Here is an 18144-nt window from a genome sequence, read left to right as displayed (position 1 = left end):
CTAAACGTGCCGGTCAGGCGGGCGGTGGCGGGTCGTCCGGGCGCCGGCGGCCGCGCGCCGCGGGGGTCACGCCGACCGCGTGTGCACCCGGGGGCGGCGGCGCACACACGGGCCCGGACGGGCGGGGCCGGCTACTCCTCGTGGTAGCTCATCGTCGTCCACGGGTCGGTTTCGGCCATCCGGGCCGTCCCGCCGCCCAGCAGCACGGAGCGGCGGGCGAGCCGGCCGCCCGGGTGCAGCCTGATCGCGCCGGCCGGGTGGTCGGCGGCCACGCCCTCGTGCCCGTCGGCCCGCTTCCACCGGCGGACGGCCTCCGGCGCGGGCGTTCCGGCGGACTGCCCGACGGCCGGTCTGCCCGCGGCGGCGGTGGTTCCGGCGAGTGCTCTGGCCAGGGGGTCGGATCGGTTCAAGGAGTTCACCCTTCTCTTCCGTGAGTCACGGCGGCCGGGGTGGACGCCGTTCGGTGCCGCGACGTCCCGGGGGACGACCGCGGGTGGGTCACGGCGTCCTCGTGGGACGGCCGCGTCGAACTCGGCGCCAGGAGCAGCGCCGAAGCCGTGCGGTGGGCGAAACCGAGCCGGAGCAGCCCGTGGCCGACTCCGGCCAGCCCGAACAGCAGACCCGGGACGGTGAGGCCGCCGGGGGTGCCGCAGACCGGCCCGGTGCGGGCCAGCGCGTCCAGCAGGGCGGCCGAACGGCGCGCCAGCCCTCGCCGGGCGGCGGCGCCCGGGGCCCGGCCGAGCAGCTCCAGCACGCCGGTCTCGCCGTGGCAGAGGCTGTGGTCGGGTCGCGTCCCGGCCGTCACCGCCGCGTCGACGGCGGCCCCGGCCCAGGCGGCCAGCTCCGGGTCGCCCGCCGACGCCCCGCTGTCGACCACCGCGAGTGCGATGCCGGGCGCGCCCTCGCAGCAGGACCCGCCGGGTGCCCGCCCGGCCACGGACGAGCGCAGCGCGGCCAGCCCCGCGTGCCGGTACGCGGCGCCGCCGTCCGCCTGCGCGTACGCCAGCAGGGCCCAGCCGAGGCCGGCCGTTCCGGTGGCGAAGCCCGGGGCCGGGCGGTCGGGCCGGTCGCGCGGCTCATCCGGGCCGTGCCCGTCGTGCACCTCGTACCGGTCGAGTCGATCGAGCAGGCGGTCGGCGCAGCGCCGGGCACCGGCCAGGGCCTCGGCGTCACCGGTCTCCCGCTGCACCGCGAGCAGGGCCGCCAGCCCGCCGGCCGTACCGTCGGCCAGCCCGAACGGCTCCTCCGCCTCGGCGGCGGCCGCGGTGAGCCGGACGGCGGGCCCGACCCAGCCGAGCACCTCCCGGTCGCCCAGCAGGCCGCCGACCTGCGCCAGCGCCCAGGTGAGGCCGCCCAGGCCGGCCCAGGCACCCGAACCGACCAGCGCCAGGTCCTCGGGCCGGGCGGCGAGCCGCTCCAGCAGGGCCGGCACCGGCCGCAGAGCCAGACGGGCCACCTCCGCGTAGCGGTCCGCCCCGGTGAGCGCGGCGAGTTGGGCGAGGAACAGCGCCGGCCCGGGGTAGCCGCCGCCGAGGTCGGCGCCGGCCGGGGCGAGCCGCCAGTAGCGGTCGGCGATCAGGTCGAGCCCGAGCCAGTTGGCCCGGTCCGCGGACCGGTGCGCCCCGTCGACCAGTCGGTCGCCGATCTCCCGGGCGGCGGCGAGCAGCCGGGCGGGGTCCGCAGCGGCGGGCGGGTCGGTGGGCGTCCCCGGCCCGGCGTGGCCGTGCGCCGGGCCGGTCGAGCGGGCCGCCATGGCCGCGCGGACGATCCACTCCTGCTCGGCCGTACCGGTCGCCCCCAGGGTGGTGAGCCGCTCCGCGACCCGGTCGAGGCCGGGGCGGTCCAGGGCGCCGGGGACCGGCCGGCCCCGGCCTCCGCGCAGTTCGGTCCCGCCCGGGCGGGTGGTGAACAGCGGCACGTCACCGGCCCACAGTTCGGCGACCTCCTCGTCGATCACCGCCGCCGGGCCGGGCCGGGCGGACTCGCCGGTGCCGAGGGTCCGGAACAGCGCCTCGCGGTGCCCGGCCTCGCGCAGCACGTCGGGGTGGGTCGACTCGTCGAGCAGCGTCGCGTACTCCTCGGTGGCCCGCAGGACCACCCGGACCTCGTCCTCGGCGAAGGCGCTCAGCAGGCCGCGCGGGCCGGTGAGGTCGGCGAGTCCCGCCACGAGGGCCCGGCGGCCCGCTCGGAACCCGGCCAGCAGCTCGTCCAGGTGGTCGGCCGGATCGGAGTCACTGCCGTCGAGCCGCGGCCGGTTCTCGGCGCCGGCGAACTCGGCCGCACCGCGGACCAGCCGCATCCCGTCGGTGCCCGCCGCCGCCCAGCGCACGGCCGCGCTCGGGGAGCCGGCGCCGGCGTCACCGCCGAGCCCGGAGGCGTCCAGGGCACGCTCGTCGCCGAGGACCAGCCGGGGCAGCAGGCCGGTGCGGTGCACCGAGGCCTGGAGCGCGAGCGCCGCCGGGTCCTCGTGCCACGGGTCGTCGTCCGGCCGGTCCGGGTCGGCGGGCGCGGGCGGGTGGAAGAGGGTCTCCAGGTCGACCGGTACGGGGTGCTCACCGCAGGCGATCAGGTTCCCGGCGTGCAGGTCGGTGGCGTCCAGGGCGTGCAGCAGGGCGAGCCAGGCGCCCTGCCGGAGGTAGAACCGCCGCACCTGGGCCGGTTCGGTGCACGGCCGCCGCTCCACGAACTCCAGCCAGCCGTAGCCCGGTCGCTCCAGCAGGACGGGGATCCGCAGACCGGGGGTGCCGGGCCGGGTGTTGAACCAGTGGACCACGTCGGCGAGATGACGGTGGACGGCGGTCGGCCGCGGCCGGTACACCAGCCGCCCGCCACCGGCGAAGCGCAGCACCGCGACGGACCGCCCGCCCTGGTGCCCGTCGCCCGCGCCGTGCCGGACGGCTACCAGGGGGCCGGGGTCGACGCCGTGGAACAGGGCCCCGGTCACCTCGTGCCGGTCGGCGGCGAACCGGGTCAGCAGTTCCGCGAAGGCGTCGGCGGCGGCCAGACAGGTCCGGGCCAGGACCCGTGCCAGCACCGGGTACTCGCCGAACAGCGCGCGGAGCGCGGCCGGTGCGGCCATCCGCCGGACGAAGTCGCGGAAGCGGTCGGCGGGGGAGTCGCCCGCCAACACCCCTTCCTCCCTGGCCACGTTGAGCTCCAGGACCAGCGTCCGGGCGGCCTGCCGGGCCAGCGTGTCGGTGAGCCCGTCGACGAACCGTGCCCGTACCGCGGGCAGGTCGACCGCCCCGGCGGGCAGCGCGGTCGGCAGTCCGGCCCCGGCCAGCCGGGCCAGCGGCGCCACCACGGGCCGGAACCCGCTGACGCCGGGCAGGTCCCCGGCGGGTGACCCGCGGTCGGTCGCATCGGTCGTGTCGGTCGTGTCGGTCGTCGGCACCCCGGCCACCGCCCGCTCGACGAACGCCGCCCAGTCGGGCCGGTCGGCCGGGGCCCGGTCCGCTGCCCGGACGGCGGGCAGCCACCAACCACCGGATCCGGAACCGGCGTTGACGGTCGTGGGGTCCCTGGCAATCACAGTGCAGAGGGTGGCATCGTGTGGATGATTGCACAAGGGTGTGATCTCCACGTAATGATCACGTGGCTACCGTGCGGGCCGTCCTCCGCCCGGCACCCGCCGCCCGGCCCCCGTCGTCAGGCACCCGCCCCCCCGCGCGGCTCCCGGGGAGGTGCAGGGACGCCTTCTCCAGGACGTGCGAGGTGGACATCCCGCCCCCCGCGAAGCCGCACCGGTACACCGTGACCCGGGCGGCCCCCGGAGCTGCCGCCGCCACCCCGATCGGCCGGGCGTTCAGGGCGGCCCCGAGCACCCGCGTCCGTGACGGCTACGGCGACCAGGGTGTGGCCCACGCCATTGTCGTGAGCCTGCCCACCCCGGTGCGTCCGCAGCAGCACCTGATCCTGACGGCCGATCCGGAGCCGTACCCGCCGGGGATTGTCACGGTCGGCATCGACGACCCCCGGCTGGAGCCGTAGGCGCCGCCGGGAGGAGCCGGCGACGGGCTTCCGCCGCGTGCCGCGGCTCGGCCCGGGACGCCCTCGCACCCGGCCGGCACCGCGCAAACCGCGTCTACCTGCGCAGATGTGGACGACTACAAGGAGCGCCACGCCGTGCCGTGCGGCATCAACCGCCCCAAGCGCCACCGCATGGTCGCCACGGGATGCGACGGACTCGCGGTCCGCTACGAAGCGACCGTGCTGGTCGCGGCCATCAACGAGTGGCTGTGAGCACGTCGCTATGGGAAGACGGGATTCCCGTCCTCGCCGATCCATGGATACTGGTCCGGGTTCCGGCCGACGGCTTGCCAGACGGCATGCGCCGCAGCGAACTTCACGTCGTCGGGGCCCGTGTCTGCTGGTGCCGTCACGATCTCGACGACGGAAACGAGCACGCCACGGGCCTCTTCGGGAAGCCGCATGAGCGCGTACCAAGCACCTTCCCGCGCCTCTGCCTGGATGCGTTGATCATCGGCGCGGCTGGCGCACGGCGCGGTGCCGTAGGCCCGGCCGCGCCAACCGAACACGTCGGGACCCATCCGGACCTCTGGCACGGTGGCCACGGCTCCGTGCACGGTGACCTGGGCAAACCGCGCCCATCGACTTGTCTGGCGCAGCAGCCTGTACTTCCCCTCCATGATCCACATTCTCGCGCACACTCTTGAGTGCGGGTCCCACAGAGATCACTTTGAGCTGGTCCAGGGCAGACCGGTGCGTTGTTTGTGGAAGCCGGGTCATGCGGGTCGCTCTGTTGAAATAGCCCACTCCGGAGGACGGGTCCGGTCGGGCGGACGCGTCAGACCGCGGCCACCGAGTCGATTCCGAGAGGGACCGGATCGTCGGAGGGCCGCGGGACATGGTTCACACCCGGCGCCGTTTCCAGGACCTGCTGGACGCAGTGATGGCGGTGGGCCGGGACCTGGAGCTACCGGTCGTGCTCCGCCGGGTGATCACCACCGCGGTGGAACTGGTCGACGCCCGCTACGGCGCATTCGGCGTGCTGACCGACGACGGCGAACAGCTGGAGGAGTGCATCCCTGTCGGGCTGAGCGAGCAGCAGGTCGCAGCCTCGGTGGGCCCCTGAGCGCCTGACCCGGGCGCTTTCCCGTGTCCATCGGTTGCGGCCGGTCGGCGGCAGCCCGGCGGACGGCCCGGCCTATCCGACCCCCGGCGGGCGGTCGTCGTGCTGCCGGGTGTCGATGGCATCGCGCAGGGCGGGCAGGTCCGCGATGGCGGCCTGCTCGGCGAAGCGGGCCAGCAGCCGGCGAAGGACCCGCTCGTCCCGATCACGGACGGCTTCCGCGATGGCCGCCGCCGGCGACGCCTGGGTATGCGGGGCGGGGGTGCGCACCTGCCGCGCGGTCTGCCGGACTTCCAGCGCCGCCTCCTGCTCACTCGTCCTCCTGCCCGCCTCGCGCGTCGTCCTCCGTCCCGGTGTGGCTGCGGCGAACGACCGCCCCACGCTGTGCGAGGCGGAGAATATCTTCCTGCCCGGCATCGAAAAATCTATGTTCGCTGAAGTAGACATTGGCACGCGCCGCGGTTAGTGTTTCTCTCGTAGACGAGGTCAAGCGGTACCCGCCAGACACGAACTGGCGGGCAGAAGTACAGAAGTTTGCAGGTAGGAACGGTTGCAGGGTCCTGAAGCCACGGATGGTGCAGTAAGGCGACGGGACCGGCGACCGGGCCAGGTGGCTCGCAGGCATCAGGAGCCGCCGCCTAGCGGTACCGCAGTTCGGCAAGTGCATTGCAGTACATCAGTCAGTACAAAGGATGAACGGAGGGACAGAGCGCCATCAGGATCGCCCGGCCCGTGAAGCATCACCCGGGCGGACTCCGAAGACCCCCAACGCGAGGACGGTGGTTTCCGGTCACGCATACGCGATCCCCGCACGGCCCCCACTCCGGGGCGACGCGGACGTAAGGAACCCGGCCCCAGGGCCGGCAGATGGTGTAAAACCCTTCGGGGCCCCGGGAGCCGCAATGGCCCCGGGGCCCCTCAGCGCGTCCACCGACACAACACGAAGAGGTGCAGTGACCACGGCAACCATCCGACCGCACACCCCCGACTCGCTCGACGACGACGACTACCCCGCGTACACCATGGGCCGCGCCGCCGAGATGACCGGCACCACCCCCGGCTTCCTGCGCTCCCTCGGCGAGCAGGGCCTCATCACACCATTGCGCTCGGAGGGCGGACACCGCCGCTACTCCCGCTACCAGCTACGGATCGCGATGCGCGCCCGCGACCTCGTCGACCAGGGCACCGCCATCGACGCCGCCTGCCGCATCATCATCCTCGAAGACCAACTCGAAGAAGCGCTGCGCATCAACGAGCAACTGCGCGCCGCCCAGCACGGTCAGGAACCCGGCGCCGACACCTGACCCGCCTGCCAGGGCGACGAGACCGGCCTGCGGTGGGCGACGATCGCGCACCGCCGGCCGCCCCGGAGACGGGTCCCCCGTTCCGGTGCGCCGGCCGACCGTTCGCTACCCCCGGCCATCCGGCACCTGCCCTCACTGGTCGCAGCCATGCTGCAGCGACCCGGCGTCGACCGGGTGCTGCGCGTGAGTTCCACCCGTGCGGAAGTCGTTTCCGGACAACGGGATTCCGGGGCCGTGTGAGGCCGCACCGGCCTGCGCATCCACTGCCCGGAGTGCCCCTCCGGCGGAACACGGGGCCGCTCGCAGCGTTCCGGAACACTGCGAGCGGCCAGGGCGCCGGCCGGCGCGTCGGCGCCGACGGACAGTTCTAGAAGCTGAGCAGGCCGATGGCGTGGCCGTCCTGGTCCACCACCGGCCAAACGTCCAGGCCTCGGGCGCGCATAGCGGCGGCCGCCGTGCCCGCAGGCATGTCGGCGGTGGCGAACGGGGCGCGGTCGAGGACGATGTCGCGCACCGGAGTCCGTTCCGTGTACCAGGAGCGGGCCTGGAACGGCGCGAGGTGCAGGCGCGTCAGCAGCCCCGCGCAGCGGCCGTCGTCGTCGCGGACCAGAAGGTGGTCGGCGCCGGAACTCTGCAGGATGTCCGTCGCCATGTCGACCATGACGTCGTCGCTGACCTGCAGCTCAGGGCATTTCATGAGGTCGCCGACCGTGGCGGCGGGCTCGGTGCGTTCGAGGGTGACGGTCATGGGCAGACTCCTTCGCGTATCCACCGCCGGGACCGGCGGAGGGCGGAACACTGGCGGTGGGGCGGCCGGCGGGTGCGCCGGAGCGGGCCGAGAGCGCTGGTCGCTCGGTAAGTGAGGGGGCTGCGGCGGCGGTCCCGGCCCCACCCACGCCCTAAGCGGCGAGAGCGACGCGGCGCGGTGCCCGGCGGCGGCCGGTGGAGCCCTTGGTGTCACGGCCCGTGGCGGTTGCGCCGGTGCCGGCTCCCGCGTGGACGGGGCGGCCGCGGCGGCCGCGGCTCGTGGACGCGCTGCGGCGGGGACGCTCGACGACGGGGGCGGCTATCACGGTCGGAATCCCGGTGGGCACCCGGGCGCCGGTGATGCGGGCCAGGTCCTCGTCGCCGGCGCTGACACGCGTGGTGACGGGGGTGATGGCGGCCGTGGCCATCAGGCGGGTCATCGCGCGGCGCTGGTCGGGCAGCACCAGGGTGACGACCGTGCCGGACTCGCCGGCGCGGGCGGTGCGCCCGCCGCGGTGGAGGTAGTCCTTGTGGTCGCTCGGCGGGTCGAGGTTGACGACCAGGTCGAGGCCGTCGACGTGGATGCCCCGGGCGGCGACGTTGGTGGCGATCAGCGCGGTGACCTGGCCGGTGCGGAACTGCTCCAGGGTGCGGGTGCGCTGGGGCTGGGACTTGCCGCCGTGCAGGGCGGCGGCCTTCACCCCATTGGCGAGCAGGTCCTTCACCAGGCGGTCGGCGCCGTGCTTGGTGTCGATGAACATGATCACGCCGCCCTCGCGGGAGGCGATGTGCGCGATCGTGGCGGCCTTGTCGTGGTTCTGCACGTGCAGCACGTGGTGCTCCATCGTGCTGACCGCGCCTGCGGACGGGTCCACCGAGTGCGTGACCGGATCCTTCAGGAACCGCCGGACCAGGCGGTCGACGTTGCGGTCCAGGGTGGCGGAGAACAGCATCGTCTGGCCGCCCTCGGCGACCTGGTCGAGGAGCCCGGTGACCTGCGGCAGGAAGCCCATGTCGGCCATCTGGTCGGCCTCGTCGAGGACCGTGATGCCGACCTGGTCCAGCCGGCAGTCACCGCGCTGGACCAGGTCCTTGAGGCGGCCGGGGGTGGCGACCACGACCTCGGCCCCCTGGTTCAGCGCGTGGGCCTGGCGTCCGATCGACATCCCGCCGACCACGGCCGCCATGCGCAGCCGCACCGCGTGGGCGAACGGGGTGAGGGCGTCGGTGACCTGCTGCGCGAGCTCGCGGGTGGGGACCAGCACCAGGGCCAGCGGCTGACACGGTTCGGCGCGCCGCCCGGCCGTGCGAGCCAGCACGGCGAGGCCGAACGCGATCGTCTTGCCGGAGCCGGTGCGGCCCCGGCCGAGGACGTCCCGTCCGGCCAGCGAGTTCGGCAGCGTGGCGGCCTGGATCGGGAACGGCGCGGTGACGCCCTGCCGGGTCAGCACCGACAGCAGCGCCTTCGGCATGTCCAGCTCGTCGAACGCTTCGACGGCCGGCAGCGCCGGGGTGGTGCTCACGGGCATCGCGAACTCGCCCTGGAGGGACGAGCCCTGACGGGAGCTCTGGCCGCCGGGCCGGTCGCCGTAGAAGGGGCTGCCGCCGGAACGGGATCCGTAGGAGCGGCCGGAGCGGGCGGAGGCCGAGGAGCGGGAGTTGGTGTTCCGGTACGGGGAACGACTGGAGCGGTTCATGGAAAACCTTCCTGGGGCGGCACGTCGCGAGGCGGCTCCGCAGCGCGGGGCGCCGGCGGGAGACCGCGAGGGACGGGCCGAAAGTTCGGAGCTGGCGGGGCGTGGACGGTGAAACCGTGCGGCACGTCACCTCAGGTCCGCGCTCACCGCGAAGGGCGGGAGCGAAGATCCTCGAACCGTGGGTGTCACGGCAGGGCGCCGATCCGGACGCGGCGCGGGGCGTCTCGCGCGGGGATGGCCGCCGGTGGCGGAGCCAGTGGGACTGAACGACCGGGATGAGTGGTGTGGCGCAATGCCGAGGGGCCCGCACCGGGCATCATGTACGCGGTGCGGGCCCCTCGCTACCAGGCGGGTGCCGTGGCAGAAACTACAGCGGACGGATGTTCTCGGCCTGCAGGCCCTTCTGGCCCTGCGCGACGTCGAACTCGACCTTCTGGCCCTCGAGCAGCTCACGGAAGCCGTTGGCGTTGATGTTCGAGAAGTGGGCGAACACGTCAGGACCGCCACCCTCCTGCTCGATGAAGCCGAAGCCCTTTTCCGCGTTGAACCACTTCACAGTGCCATTAGCCATAAAGAAATCTCCTTCAAGGGGCTGTCCGAAACCCGCACGGCGCGGACTTCGAGTCGCCGCGATGAGCACCCACCCGGGGAAGAGCCGGGAAACAAAAAGCGCCTGCGAAACATCAGCAGGCGCACACAAAGTTCATGGGAACCACTACTGCAACTACAACGACTGTAGCAGGCCCAGGCCCGCAACGGGCGGAAATTCCGCCGCCAGTGTTGCGGGACCCCGCCCCAGACCGCAGGGCGCGAGGCGACATGACCGTCAACGCGCCTGAAAAACAGCCGTTCGAGCCGACGGCTCCACCCTCGCGACACCCGCGATCCGTTCTCCCGGACGGGCGAGCCCCGGGCGCCGATAATCCGCCCCGCCGCGCCGGCCACCCGGCGCCCACCAGCGCCATCCGTGATCATTACGGGCGGCGCAGACGAAACTCCGATGCGACTCAGAAATGAAGTGAACAAGAAGGACCCGCTCCCGCGATTTTCGGCGCATACTGCAGGGAATGACAAGATCTGCAGCAGTCCGCCGCACCCTGCCCACCAGCCCCTTCAAGGCACGGATCGAAGCGCCGCGCAAGTACTTCGCCGTCGGCGACCGCGTCACCCACGACACGTACGGCCTCGGCCGGGCCATCGACGTCGAGGGCGACAGCGATATCGCGGTACTCGTCGACTTCGGATCGCGACGCGAACGCATCACCCCGCCCTACGCCACGATGCACAAGCTCTGACCTGAGACCAACACGGTTCTCCGCCCCGGAGGGGACGCACGACGCGGAGCCGGCCGCACGTCCCCTCCGGATCGAACGAGTGCCCGCCACCGCGCCTCCGAAGCGGTACCGGCGATGACCGGCGATGCACGAGAGACGCGTCCGGCCGACCTGCAGACCACCTTCTCCCGCTCCGCAGGCAGTCGGCCCGTGCGCCGCCAGACAAGAAAGAGTGCAGGTCATCTCACCCCTGCGGGTGGCGCTGGCCGTCGCCGGGCGGCGCGATGACGGGTGCGTGGTCGGACCAGCGCTCGGCGTGGGCGGCGGCGCGTTCGACGTGGGCTCCGACGGCCTTGGCGGCGAGGGCGGGGGTGGCGACCTGGAGGTCGATGCGCCAGCGGGCATTCCACTCCGCCGAGGACTGTGCGACGTCGCCCAGTGGGCCGAGGAGAACCACCGGGGAGAGCTTCGCCGCGGGTCCCGGGGCGGGGCTGTGCGATCACCGCACGGGCTGGGCATCGGCCCAGCGTCCACATGGCCGGCCCGTCACGAAGCCCACCGCCGTGGCGACACCGCTCTGACGTAGGGTTTCGAAGGTCAGAACCTCACAAAAGGCGTCCCCACAGCAGACAGACCCAGGGCCCTTGGCGGGTGATCTGGGCCTCCGTGCACCGTGCCCCAACCCGTTGGCGCCTCTGGCTGCCTCTCAGTGCTGGTGAACCATCGCCGGTTGAAGGCCGGTTAGCCGAGGTCGAACGCCACGGTCACGGGCGCGTGGTCGGACCAGCGGTCGGCGTGGGTGGCGGCGCGTTCGACGTAGGCTTCGACGGCCTTGGCGGCGAGGGCGGGGGTGGCGACCTGCAGGTCGATGCGCCAGCCGGTGTCGTTGTCGAAGGCGCGGCCGCGGTAGGACCACCAGGTGTAGGGGCCGGTGCGGTCGGGGTGGAGGGCGCGGACGACGTCGACGTAGCCGGCCTCGTCGTAGACGCGGGAGAGCCAGGCGCGTTCCTCGGGGAGGAAGCCGGCGGACTTCTGGTTGGCCCGCCAGTTCTTGAGGTCCTCGGGGCGGTGGGCGATGTTCCAGTCGCCGCAGACGACGACCTCGCGGCCGTCGGCGGCGGCGCGGGCGCGCAGGGCGGTGAGGTGGACGAGGAATTCCGCCATGAAGCGTTCCTTCTCGTTCTGGCGGTCGGTGCCGACCTCGCCGGAGGGGAGGTAGAGGCTGGCGACGGTCAGGCCGGGCAGGTCGATTTCGACGTACCTGCCCGAATTGTCGAATTCAGCGGAGCCGAATCCGATCACCGTGCGCTGCGGCTCCTGGCGGGAGAGGACGGCGACGCCCGCCCGGCCCTTGGCGGCGGAGGGGGCCCAGACCGCGTGCCAGCCCTCCAGGTCGCGCAGTTCGACGGGTAGTTGTCCGGGCTCGGAGCGCACTTCCTGCAGGCAGACCACGTCGGCCTCGGTCCCGGCCAGCCATTCGACGAAGCCCTTCTTGGCCGCTGCCCGGATTCCGTTCACGTTCACACTCGTCACCACGATCACTCGGGCAGCCTACCGACTGGCCGTTGCCGGGCCGAACGGCGACGCGCGGGACCGGCCGTCCGCGGCGGATGGTGACAGTAGCTGACAGGAGCTGTCGTGAACGCGGCATGAATATGGGTGACGGCCCCATCAAGCCCCGCCATTGGTCTTGACCATCTCCGGACGGAGCACCTAGGGTCACTTACTGCAAGGACCTTTAATAAAGAAGGACGGATAAAGGCCCGCTCTCCCACCTGCCGCAACAGCGGACAGCGGGCCCGGGGTCCGCCCTTTTCGTCGCAGGGCGGACAGACAGCAGGGTGGAGGACGCGGTGGGAACGACAGGACAGCTTTCTGCGGTGCCGGAGCCGAAGTACTGGCACCTGCGCACGGTGCTGCTGCGGGCCATCGACTCGGAGTTCTCCACCGGGCAGGTGCTGCCCAACGAGCGCGAGCTCTCGGCCCGCTTCGGCGTCGCCCGGGCCACGCTGCGCCAGGCGCTGGACCAGCTGGAGCTGGAGGGCCGCCTGGTGCGCCGCCGGGGGATCGGCACCCTGATCGCCGCCCCGCGGGTCGGCGTCCCGGTCAACCGGCAGGAGGAGGGCTGGCCCGGCACCGCGCGCAGCCAGGCCTGGCGGACGGTCGACTGCGCCACCGCCCCTGCCTCCGCGCAGCTGGCGAAGGACCTCGGCATCGCCGAGGGCGCCACGGTGCACACCGTGCGCCGGGTCCGCATGGTGGAGGGCCGCGCGGTGGCCACCGAGTCGCTGCACGTCCCGGCCGCCGCCCTGCCGCACCTGCCGGGCTTCCGCGCCGAGAGCGACCGCGCCCGTTCGGTGCTGCGTCAGCTGGAGCGCCTGGAGGTGGACGGCGAGTCCCGCTCGGTCGAGCTGGGCGTCGCCGAGGCCGAGCAGGCCGCCCTGCTGGAGCGCCCGCCCGGCTCGCCGGTCCTGGTGATGACCACCCAGTACGCCTCGGCCGGCCGGCTGGTGGCGCTGGCGGTCTCCACCTACCGCGCGGACACCTGCAAGCTGACCTTCGGTGAGGCCGGACTCGTCGAGGTCACCCCGGTCGGCGCGACGGCCGAGGTCCGTACCGCCTCCTGAACCATCCTCCGGAAAACCCTCAGGCCGAGGCCCGGGCGCCGACTGGCGTCCGGGCCTTCGCCGTTGAGTCCAGGCGCATGAGCCCTGGGGTGGCGGTGGGCACGGCGGTCGAACCGGGCGGCCGCGGGCCGGCGGCCGCCCGGGCGTCGGGCGTCAGGCCCGGGGCGGGTCCACCGCGAAGAGCTGCTCCTCGACGTGGTCGAGGGCGACGCGCAGGGCGCCCATCGCCACCACCTCCGAGCCGAGGGCCGCCAGAGCGACCTCGGGCGCGCGCAGGGTGAACTGGGCCAGGCGTTCGCGCAGCGGGTCCAGGACGCCGTCGAGGCCGGCCGCCCAGCCGCCGATCACCACCAGCTGCGGGTCGATGGCCAGCACGAGCGCGGCCACCCCCTGGACGAGGCGGGTGAGGAAGCGGTCCATGGCGACCTTGGCGACCTCGTCGCCCTCCCGGGCCAGCCTCAGCACGCGGGCCACCGCCGCCTCGTCCAGCGGGTTGAGGGGCTTTCCGGTGGTGGACAGCAGGCGCTCGGGGGTGACCTCCTGACCGAGCAGGTGCAGGGCGCCGATCTCGCCGGCCGCGCCGCCGAAGCCGCGGTGCAGCCGGCCGCCGATGAGGGAGCCGGCGCCCGGGCTGAGGCCGGCCATCACGAAGACGACGTCGTCGGCGCCGACCGCCGATCCCTGCCAGTGCTCGGCGATGGCGGCCAGGTTGGCGTCGTTCTCGATCATGACCGGGCAGCGGAAGGAGCGCCGCAGCTTGGCGCCGAGGTCGAGCCCGGTCCAGCCGGGCATCGCGGTGCCCAGCTGGACGGTGCCCTCGCGGTCCACGATGCCGGGGGTGCCGATGCCGACCGCCCACAGGTTGTCGCGGGAGATGCCGGCCTTGCGCAGCACCTCGGCGACGGCGGTGCGGACGGCGGCGAGCCGGTCCTCGGCGTCGAGGGTCTCGTCCACCGGCTTGAAGTGACTGCCCACCACCTCGCCGGTGAGGTCGGCCAGGATGACCCGGATGTCGTGCACGCCGATCTCGATGCCGAGGATGTGCCCGGCCTCGGCGCGGAAGCGGAACCAGCGGGCGGGGCGGCCGCGGCGGCCGGGGCCCGGCTGGCCCTCCTCCCGCGGCTGCTCGACCTCGGCGACCAGCCCGGTCTCGACCAGGCCCTCGATCACGCCCTCGACCGTCGGCCGGGAGAGCCCGGTTTCGCCGACGAGCTGAGTGAGGGTCACGGAGTGGCCGTTGCGCAGCGCCCGGAGCGTGACCGCCGCGTTGATCCGCCGCAGCAGCGAGGAGTCTCCTCCGGTGAGCCGATCCGCCAATGCGATGCCCTTCGCCGTTCGCGCGACTGCCCTGGCGCGCGTGTCGAGTGCGCGGTGCCCACCGAATGGCCCGCGGGGGAGCGCCTCCGGAGAACGCGGCACGGCGGCGGGGGCCGCCTGCGCGAGGGCCGGAGGACAACCGGAGCCTACCCGGGGACCGGCCCGGGCGGCGAGGATCCTCGCAGCTCACCCAGGCTTCGGTATCGAAATGGTACGGATCGGGTGGCGGTGCGTGACCCGGACTTCACCGCTCGGCCACGGACGGCCCGCGCCCGACGGCGGACGGGGCCGGTGTGACGGGTCGGGTCACCGACCGGACGGGGCGCACCGGCGGGAGCGGGCCGGGCCGAACGAACCGAGCGAGCCGAACGACCTGAACGAGCCCACACCGCGCCAGGAGCCCATGGAGAGGGCGGACATCGCGGAGCCGATCGAGCCGATGGACGCGAACGAGCCGATCGAACCGATGGAAGCGGCCGACCCGATCGAGCCGATGGACGTGAACGACCCGATCGAGCCGATGGACAGGAACGAGCCCACCGAGCCGATCGAGAGGAAGGAGCCGACGGACCCGATCGAGAGGTTCGAGCCGATCGACGCGAGCGCGTCCACTGTGCGGAGAATCCGGGGCATGACCCCGATCGTAGCCAGCGGCTCCACCGGCCGCTGCTCGGTCCGTGCTGCTCCCGTCGTACTCAGGCCGTCCGCGGGTCAGTCCACCCGGGCCGCGAACAGCCGCTGTCCCAGCAGGCCCAGCGGGTGCCCGTCCTCGGGCAGGGTCAGCACCGTCGGGCAGCCCGCGGCGGCCAGTGCCGACCGCCAGTGCTCCGCCGGTCGGGCGGTGGGGCCGTGGGCGTCGCCGGTGATCAGCAGGTCGAGCTGTTCGGCGGTGGGCGCGAGCAGCAGCAGCCGGCCGCCGGGGGAGAGCAGCCGGACCAGCGCCGGGAGTTCGGGCTCCGACCGTCCGGTCACGGTGGCGACGACGAGGTGGTAGCGGCCGCCGTCGGGGGCGGGGTGGTGCTCGGTGGCCTGCCGGGGGCGGGTGGCGAGGGCGCGGGCGACGGCGGGCTCGCCTCCCTCGGGGCCGAGTTCGAGGACGCGCAGCGGCCCGGGCCCGTCGTGGGCCCCGGCGGCGCCGCGCACCAGCGCGTCGAGGGCGGCGTCGAGGAAGCCGTGGGCGGCGGCCGAGCGGACCGGGGCGGCGGCCGGCCGGGGAGCCTCCTGGCCGGTGATCAGCCGGGGCAGCCGCAGGGCGTCGCACCGGACCCGGTCCAGGGCGGCCGCCGGGCCGAGGCCGTCGGCCCAGGCCTCGACGACCGGGCGCCAGGCCTCCCGGACCTCGGCGGTGTCCGGCCCGGGCCCACCGCGGTAGACCGAGCCCCGAGCTCCGCCGTCCTGGCGGGTGATCAGGCCGTGCCGGGCGAGCGCGTCCAGCCAGCGGGAGACCCGGGGCCGCTGGGCGGGGGTGACCATGGCCGCGGCCAGCACCTCGGCCTCGGGGTGGCCGCGCGCGGGGTCGGTGAGCACGCCGCTCTGCTGGAGGGTGTGCAGCAGCGCGGTGAGCACGGCCCGGTCGAGCCGGGTGCCGAAGTCGCGGACCTGCTCGGCGGTGACGCCGATGCCGTGCTTCCAGGCGGCGGCCGAGGCGCTCTCGGCGTCGGCGCGCAGTCGGCGGTCGGCCGCCTCGGCGCTGCTGTCCGGGGCGCGGACGTGGGCGAGAACGGCGCCGAGCGCGTCGACGGCCGCGTACACGTCCTCCTGCCGGGGTTCGGGGCCGACGTGCAGGACCAGGCGCAGCGAGCCGAGGTCGTGGGTGCTCGGAGCTGGGGCACCCGGATCGCCGCCACCGGGATCGCCGGCACCGTCATCGCCGCCGCCGGGACCGCCGCCGGAGGAGTCGCCGCCACCGGGATCGCTGGCAGTGGGATCGCCGGCAGTGGTCTCCCGGGCGCCAAGGCCGGGCTGCCGGCTGAGCCGCCAGAGCAGGGCGGACGGCAGGCTGAGGTGGGTGGTCCGGGCGGCGGCGACGGCGGCGAGCAGCTGATCGGGGTGCTGCTCGGGGTCGCCGCAGTGGACGGTGCCGCCGGCCAGCAGGGTGGCGAGGGCGAGGTCGATGGCGAGGTCGGTGACGGGGTGCAGCACGGTGTGCCGGATCGGGGGCGTGCCGAGGACGCCGGCCCAGTGGCGCAGCCGCTGTTCGGCGGCGCGGGCGGCGGAGGGCGGCAGCGCCGCGTGCTCGGCGACCCCTTGGGCCAGGGCCCGGGGCAGGCCGCCCGGCGGGGAGACGCCGAGCAGCAGGCCGATGCCGCTGATGGCGTGCCCGTCGGCGACGACGGCGGGCCGGTCGCCGAGTTCGCGCAGCGCGCTGACCAGGGCGGAAGTGGTGGGCACGGTGATCACTCCGGGGTGCGGGGCGGAAACCCGCACTACTGAACCACGGGGGTGGGGCGGGGAAGGCCGGTAGCAAGTCAAGTTTCTGTAATGATTTTCATATCGGACAACCAAGCTGCCGGGGCGAAGTCGCCTCGAAGCGGTCGGAACCGTACATTCCGGAGGGTCTGTGCGATCCCTTGACAGGTGGTTCGGGTACTGGATCAATGGAGCGGGCCTGACCGAACGATCGGTCGGCGGCTCGTACAGGCAGAGCAGCGAAGGAGCGATGATGACCGGCACCGCACCCGTCCCGCGCCGACACCTCGGGGAGCCGCTCCCACCGGAGCTCCTGGACGCCGGCGAGCGGATGGGTCCGGACGAACTGCGCGCCCACCAGCTCACCCGGCTGCGGGCCACCCTGCGGCACGCGTACGACAACGTCGAGCTCTACCGCCGCAAGTTCGACGCCGCCGGGATCCGCCCCGAGGACTGCCGCACCCTGGACGACCTCGCCCGCTTCCCCTTCACCACCAAGGCCGACCTGCGCGAGGGCTACCCCTTCGGCATGTTCGCCGTCCCGATGGAGCGGGTCCGCCGCATCCACGCCTCCAGCGGCACCACCGGGCTGCCGACCGTGGTCGGCTACACCGACGACGACCTCTCCATGTGGGCCGACGTGGTCGCCCGCTCGATCCGCGCGGCCGGCGGCCGACCCGGCCACAAGGTGCACATCGCCTACGGCTACGGGCTGTTCACCGGCGGCCTGGGCGCGCACTACGGCGCCGAGCGGGCCGGCTGCACCGTCATCCCGGCCTCCGGCGGCATGACGGCCCGCCAGGTGCGGCTGATCCTGGACTTCGAGCCCGAGATCATCATGGTCACCCCGTCCTACCTGCTGACGCTGCTGGACGAGTTCGAGAAGCAGGGCGTCGACCCGCGCGGCACCTCGCTGCGGATCGGCATCTTCGGCGCCGAGCCGTGGACGGAGGAGATGCGGCGCGAGATCGAGGAACGGCTCGACCTGCACGCCGTCGACATCTACGGCCTCTCCGAGGTGGTCGGCCCCGGCATCGCGCAGGAGTGCGTGGAGACCAAGGACGGGCTGCACATCTGGGAGGACCACTTCTACCCGGAGGTCGTCGACCCGTTCACCGACGAGGTGCTGCCCGAGGGCGAGGGCGGCGAACTGGTCTTCACCTCGCTCACCAAGGAGGCGCTGCCGATCATCCGCTACCGCACCCGCGACCTCAGCCGGCTGCTGCCCGGCACCGCGCGGCCGGCCTTCCGGCGGATGGAGAAGGTCACCGGGCGCAGCGACGACATGATCATCCTGCGCGGGGTGAACGTCTTCCCGACCCAGATCGAGGAGATCCTGCTGCGCACCCCGGCCGTCGCGCCGCACTTCCAGCTGCGGCTCGGCCGGCAGGGGCGGCTGGACCACATGACCGTCCGGGTGGAGGCCCGGCCGGACGCCTCCGCCGAGCAGCGGGAGGCGGCGCGGGCGGAGATCGTCCGCGCGGTGAAGGACGGGGTCGGGATCACCGTCGCGGCCGAGGTGGTGGACCCGTACACGCTGGAGCGCTCGGTCGGGAAGATCAGGCGGGTGGTGGACGAACGGGGGTGACGGGGCCTCCGGCCGGCCGCGCCGGGCCGACCGCTGGGCCCGGGCCGCCGAGCTGCCGGGGCCGACCGGTCCGGGCCGGCCGAGCGAGC

At 73.9% G+C, this 18144-nt stretch carries 19 protein-coding genes; 7 read left to right on the top strand and 12 right to left on the bottom strand.

What is annotated here, in order from left to right; genetic code table 11:
* Window positions 1–131: 131 nt before the first annotated feature.
* Both ACIQI7_RS13340 and ACIQI7_RS13335 read right to left on the bottom strand, forming a co-directional pair.
* Entirely contained in the window at window positions 132–410 is a 279-nt protein-coding gene (locus ACIQI7_RS13340) for a hypothetical protein (protein WP_401108506.1), read from the bottom strand.
* A 5-nt stretch (window positions 411–415) separates the two neighbouring features.
* Window positions 416–3532: a type 2 lanthipeptide synthetase LanM family protein gene (locus ACIQI7_RS13335; RefSeq protein WP_401108504.1), complete on the bottom strand. Its 3117-nt coding sequence runs from the start codon at window positions 3530–3532 to the stop codon at window positions 416–418.
* A gap of 182 nt (window positions 3533–3714) precedes the next feature.
* On the opposite strand from ACIQI7_RS13335, the gene ACIQI7_RS13330 reads away from it, so the two are divergent.
* Window positions 3715–3990, top strand: a complete 276-nt coding sequence (locus ACIQI7_RS13330) for a hypothetical protein (RefSeq protein ID WP_401108501.1) — start codon at window positions 3715–3717, stop codon at window positions 3988–3990.
* Between the two features lie 108 nt (window positions 3991–4098).
* Window positions 4099–4242, top strand: coding sequence for a hypothetical protein (locus ACIQI7_RS13325; protein ID WP_401108498.1), 144 nt, complete (start codon window positions 4099–4101; stop codon window positions 4240–4242).
* Between the two features lie 8 nt (window positions 4243–4250).
* Here ACIQI7_RS13325 and ACIQI7_RS13320 read toward each other — a convergent pair whose 3' ends face one another.
* A complete protein-coding gene (locus ACIQI7_RS13320; protein WP_401108495.1) occupies window positions 4251–4649 on the bottom strand; it encodes a hypothetical protein in 399 nt (132 codons plus the stop codon).
* Between the two features lie 218 nt (window positions 4650–4867).
* Between ACIQI7_RS13320 and ACIQI7_RS13315 the strand changes: the two genes are divergently transcribed.
* On the top strand, window positions 4868–5095 hold the full coding sequence (locus ACIQI7_RS13315) for a hypothetical protein (RefSeq protein WP_401108493.1): 228 nt from the start codon (window positions 4868–4870) through the stop codon (window positions 5093–5095).
* Window positions 5096–5167: 72 nt separating this feature from the next.
* Here the strand turns inward: ACIQI7_RS13315 and ACIQI7_RS13310 are convergent, their stop codons facing one another.
* Window positions 5168–5509 (bottom strand): hypothetical protein, encoded by a 342-nt coding sequence (locus ACIQI7_RS13310; RefSeq protein WP_401108490.1) that lies wholly within the window; start codon window positions 5507–5509, stop codon window positions 5168–5170.
* Window positions 5510–6114: 605 nt separating this feature from the next.
* Between ACIQI7_RS13310 and ACIQI7_RS13305 the strand changes: the two genes are divergently transcribed.
* On the top strand, window positions 6115–6396 hold the full coding sequence (locus tag ACIQI7_RS13305) for a MerR family transcriptional regulator (RefSeq protein ID WP_401108863.1): 282 nt from the start codon (window positions 6115–6117) through the stop codon (window positions 6394–6396).
* A gap of 367 nt (window positions 6397–6763) precedes the next feature.
* Here ACIQI7_RS13305 and ACIQI7_RS13300 read toward each other — a convergent pair whose 3' ends face one another.
* The 3 genes from ACIQI7_RS13300 to ACIQI7_RS13290 all read right to left on the bottom strand — a co-directional run bounded on the left by ACIQI7_RS13300 (window position 6764) and on the right by ACIQI7_RS13290 (window position 9411).
* Window positions 6764–7144 carry a CBS domain-containing protein gene (locus ACIQI7_RS13300; protein WP_401108488.1) on the bottom strand — a complete coding sequence of 127 codons (381 nt, stop codon included), beginning with the start codon at window positions 7142–7144 and terminating at the stop codon, window positions 6764–6766.
* Between the two features lie 151 nt (window positions 7145–7295).
* Entirely contained in the window at window positions 7296–8840 is a 1545-nt protein-coding gene (locus ACIQI7_RS13295; protein WP_401108486.1) for a DEAD/DEAH box helicase, read from the bottom strand.
* Window positions 8841–9207: 367 nt separating this feature from the next.
* Window positions 9208–9411 carry a cold-shock protein gene (locus ACIQI7_RS13290; protein ID WP_401108483.1) on the bottom strand — a complete coding sequence of 68 codons (204 nt, stop codon included), beginning with the start codon at window positions 9409–9411 and terminating at the stop codon, window positions 9208–9210.
* 496 nt (window positions 9412–9907) lie between these two features.
* Here ACIQI7_RS13290 and ACIQI7_RS13285 point away from each other — a divergent pair, with 496 nt between their 5' ends.
* Entirely contained in the window at window positions 9908–10135 is a 228-nt protein-coding gene (locus tag ACIQI7_RS13285) for a hypothetical protein (RefSeq protein ID WP_401108480.1), read from the top strand.
* Window positions 10136–10358: 223 nt separating this feature from the next.
* Here ACIQI7_RS13285 and ACIQI7_RS13280 read toward each other — a convergent pair whose 3' ends face one another.
* Together ACIQI7_RS13280 and ACIQI7_RS13275 are read right to left on the bottom strand one after the other, a co-directional pair.
* The gene (locus ACIQI7_RS13280; RefSeq protein WP_401108883.1) at window positions 10359–10571 is read right to left on the bottom strand and encodes a hypothetical protein; all 213 of its coding nucleotides are present in this window, start codon (window positions 10569–10571) and stop codon (window positions 10359–10361) included.
* Window positions 10572–10855: 284 nt separating this feature from the next.
* Window positions 10856–11647, bottom strand: coding sequence for an exodeoxyribonuclease III (locus ACIQI7_RS13275; protein ID WP_401108860.1), 792 nt, complete (start codon window positions 11645–11647; stop codon window positions 10856–10858).
* Window positions 11648–11967: 320 nt separating this feature from the next.
* On the opposite strand from ACIQI7_RS13275, the gene ACIQI7_RS13270 reads away from it, so the two are divergent.
* A complete protein-coding gene (locus ACIQI7_RS13270; RefSeq protein ID WP_401108478.1) occupies window positions 11968–12741 on the top strand; it encodes a GntR family transcriptional regulator in 774 nt (257 codons plus the stop codon).
* A 153-nt stretch (window positions 12742–12894) separates the two neighbouring features.
* Here ACIQI7_RS13270 and ACIQI7_RS13265 read toward each other — a convergent pair whose 3' ends face one another.
* From ACIQI7_RS13265 to ACIQI7_RS13255, 3 genes are all read right to left on the bottom strand, one after another.
* Window positions 12895–14058 carry an ROK family protein gene (locus tag ACIQI7_RS13265; RefSeq protein ID WP_387747669.1) on the bottom strand — a complete coding sequence of 388 codons (1164 nt, stop codon included), beginning with the start codon at window positions 14056–14058 and terminating at the stop codon, window positions 12895–12897.
* Between the two features lie 306 nt (window positions 14059–14364).
* Entirely contained in the window at window positions 14365–14691 is a 327-nt protein-coding gene (locus ACIQI7_RS13260; RefSeq protein ID WP_401108474.1) for a hypothetical protein, read from the bottom strand.
* A 78-nt stretch (window positions 14692–14769) separates the two neighbouring features.
* Window positions 14770–16449, bottom strand: coding sequence for a hypothetical protein (locus ACIQI7_RS13255; RefSeq protein WP_401108472.1), 1680 nt, complete (start codon window positions 16447–16449; stop codon window positions 14770–14772).
* 271 nt (window positions 16450–16720) lie between these two features.
* On the opposite strand from ACIQI7_RS13255, the gene paaK reads away from it, so the two are divergent.
* A complete protein-coding gene (gene paaK / locus ACIQI7_RS13250; RefSeq protein ID WP_401108470.1) occupies window positions 16721–18055 on the top strand; it encodes a phenylacetate--CoA ligase PaaK in 1335 nt (444 codons plus the stop codon).
* Window positions 18056–18144: the final 89 nt, after the last annotated feature.

Source organism: Kitasatospora sp. NPDC092039, assembly GCF_044756065.1.
GTDB lineage: Bacteria > Actinomycetota > Actinomycetes > Streptomycetales > Streptomycetaceae > Kitasatospora.
Note: the sequence above shows the minus strand (reverse complement) of the source record. Positions and strands in the feature narration are given on the sequence as shown.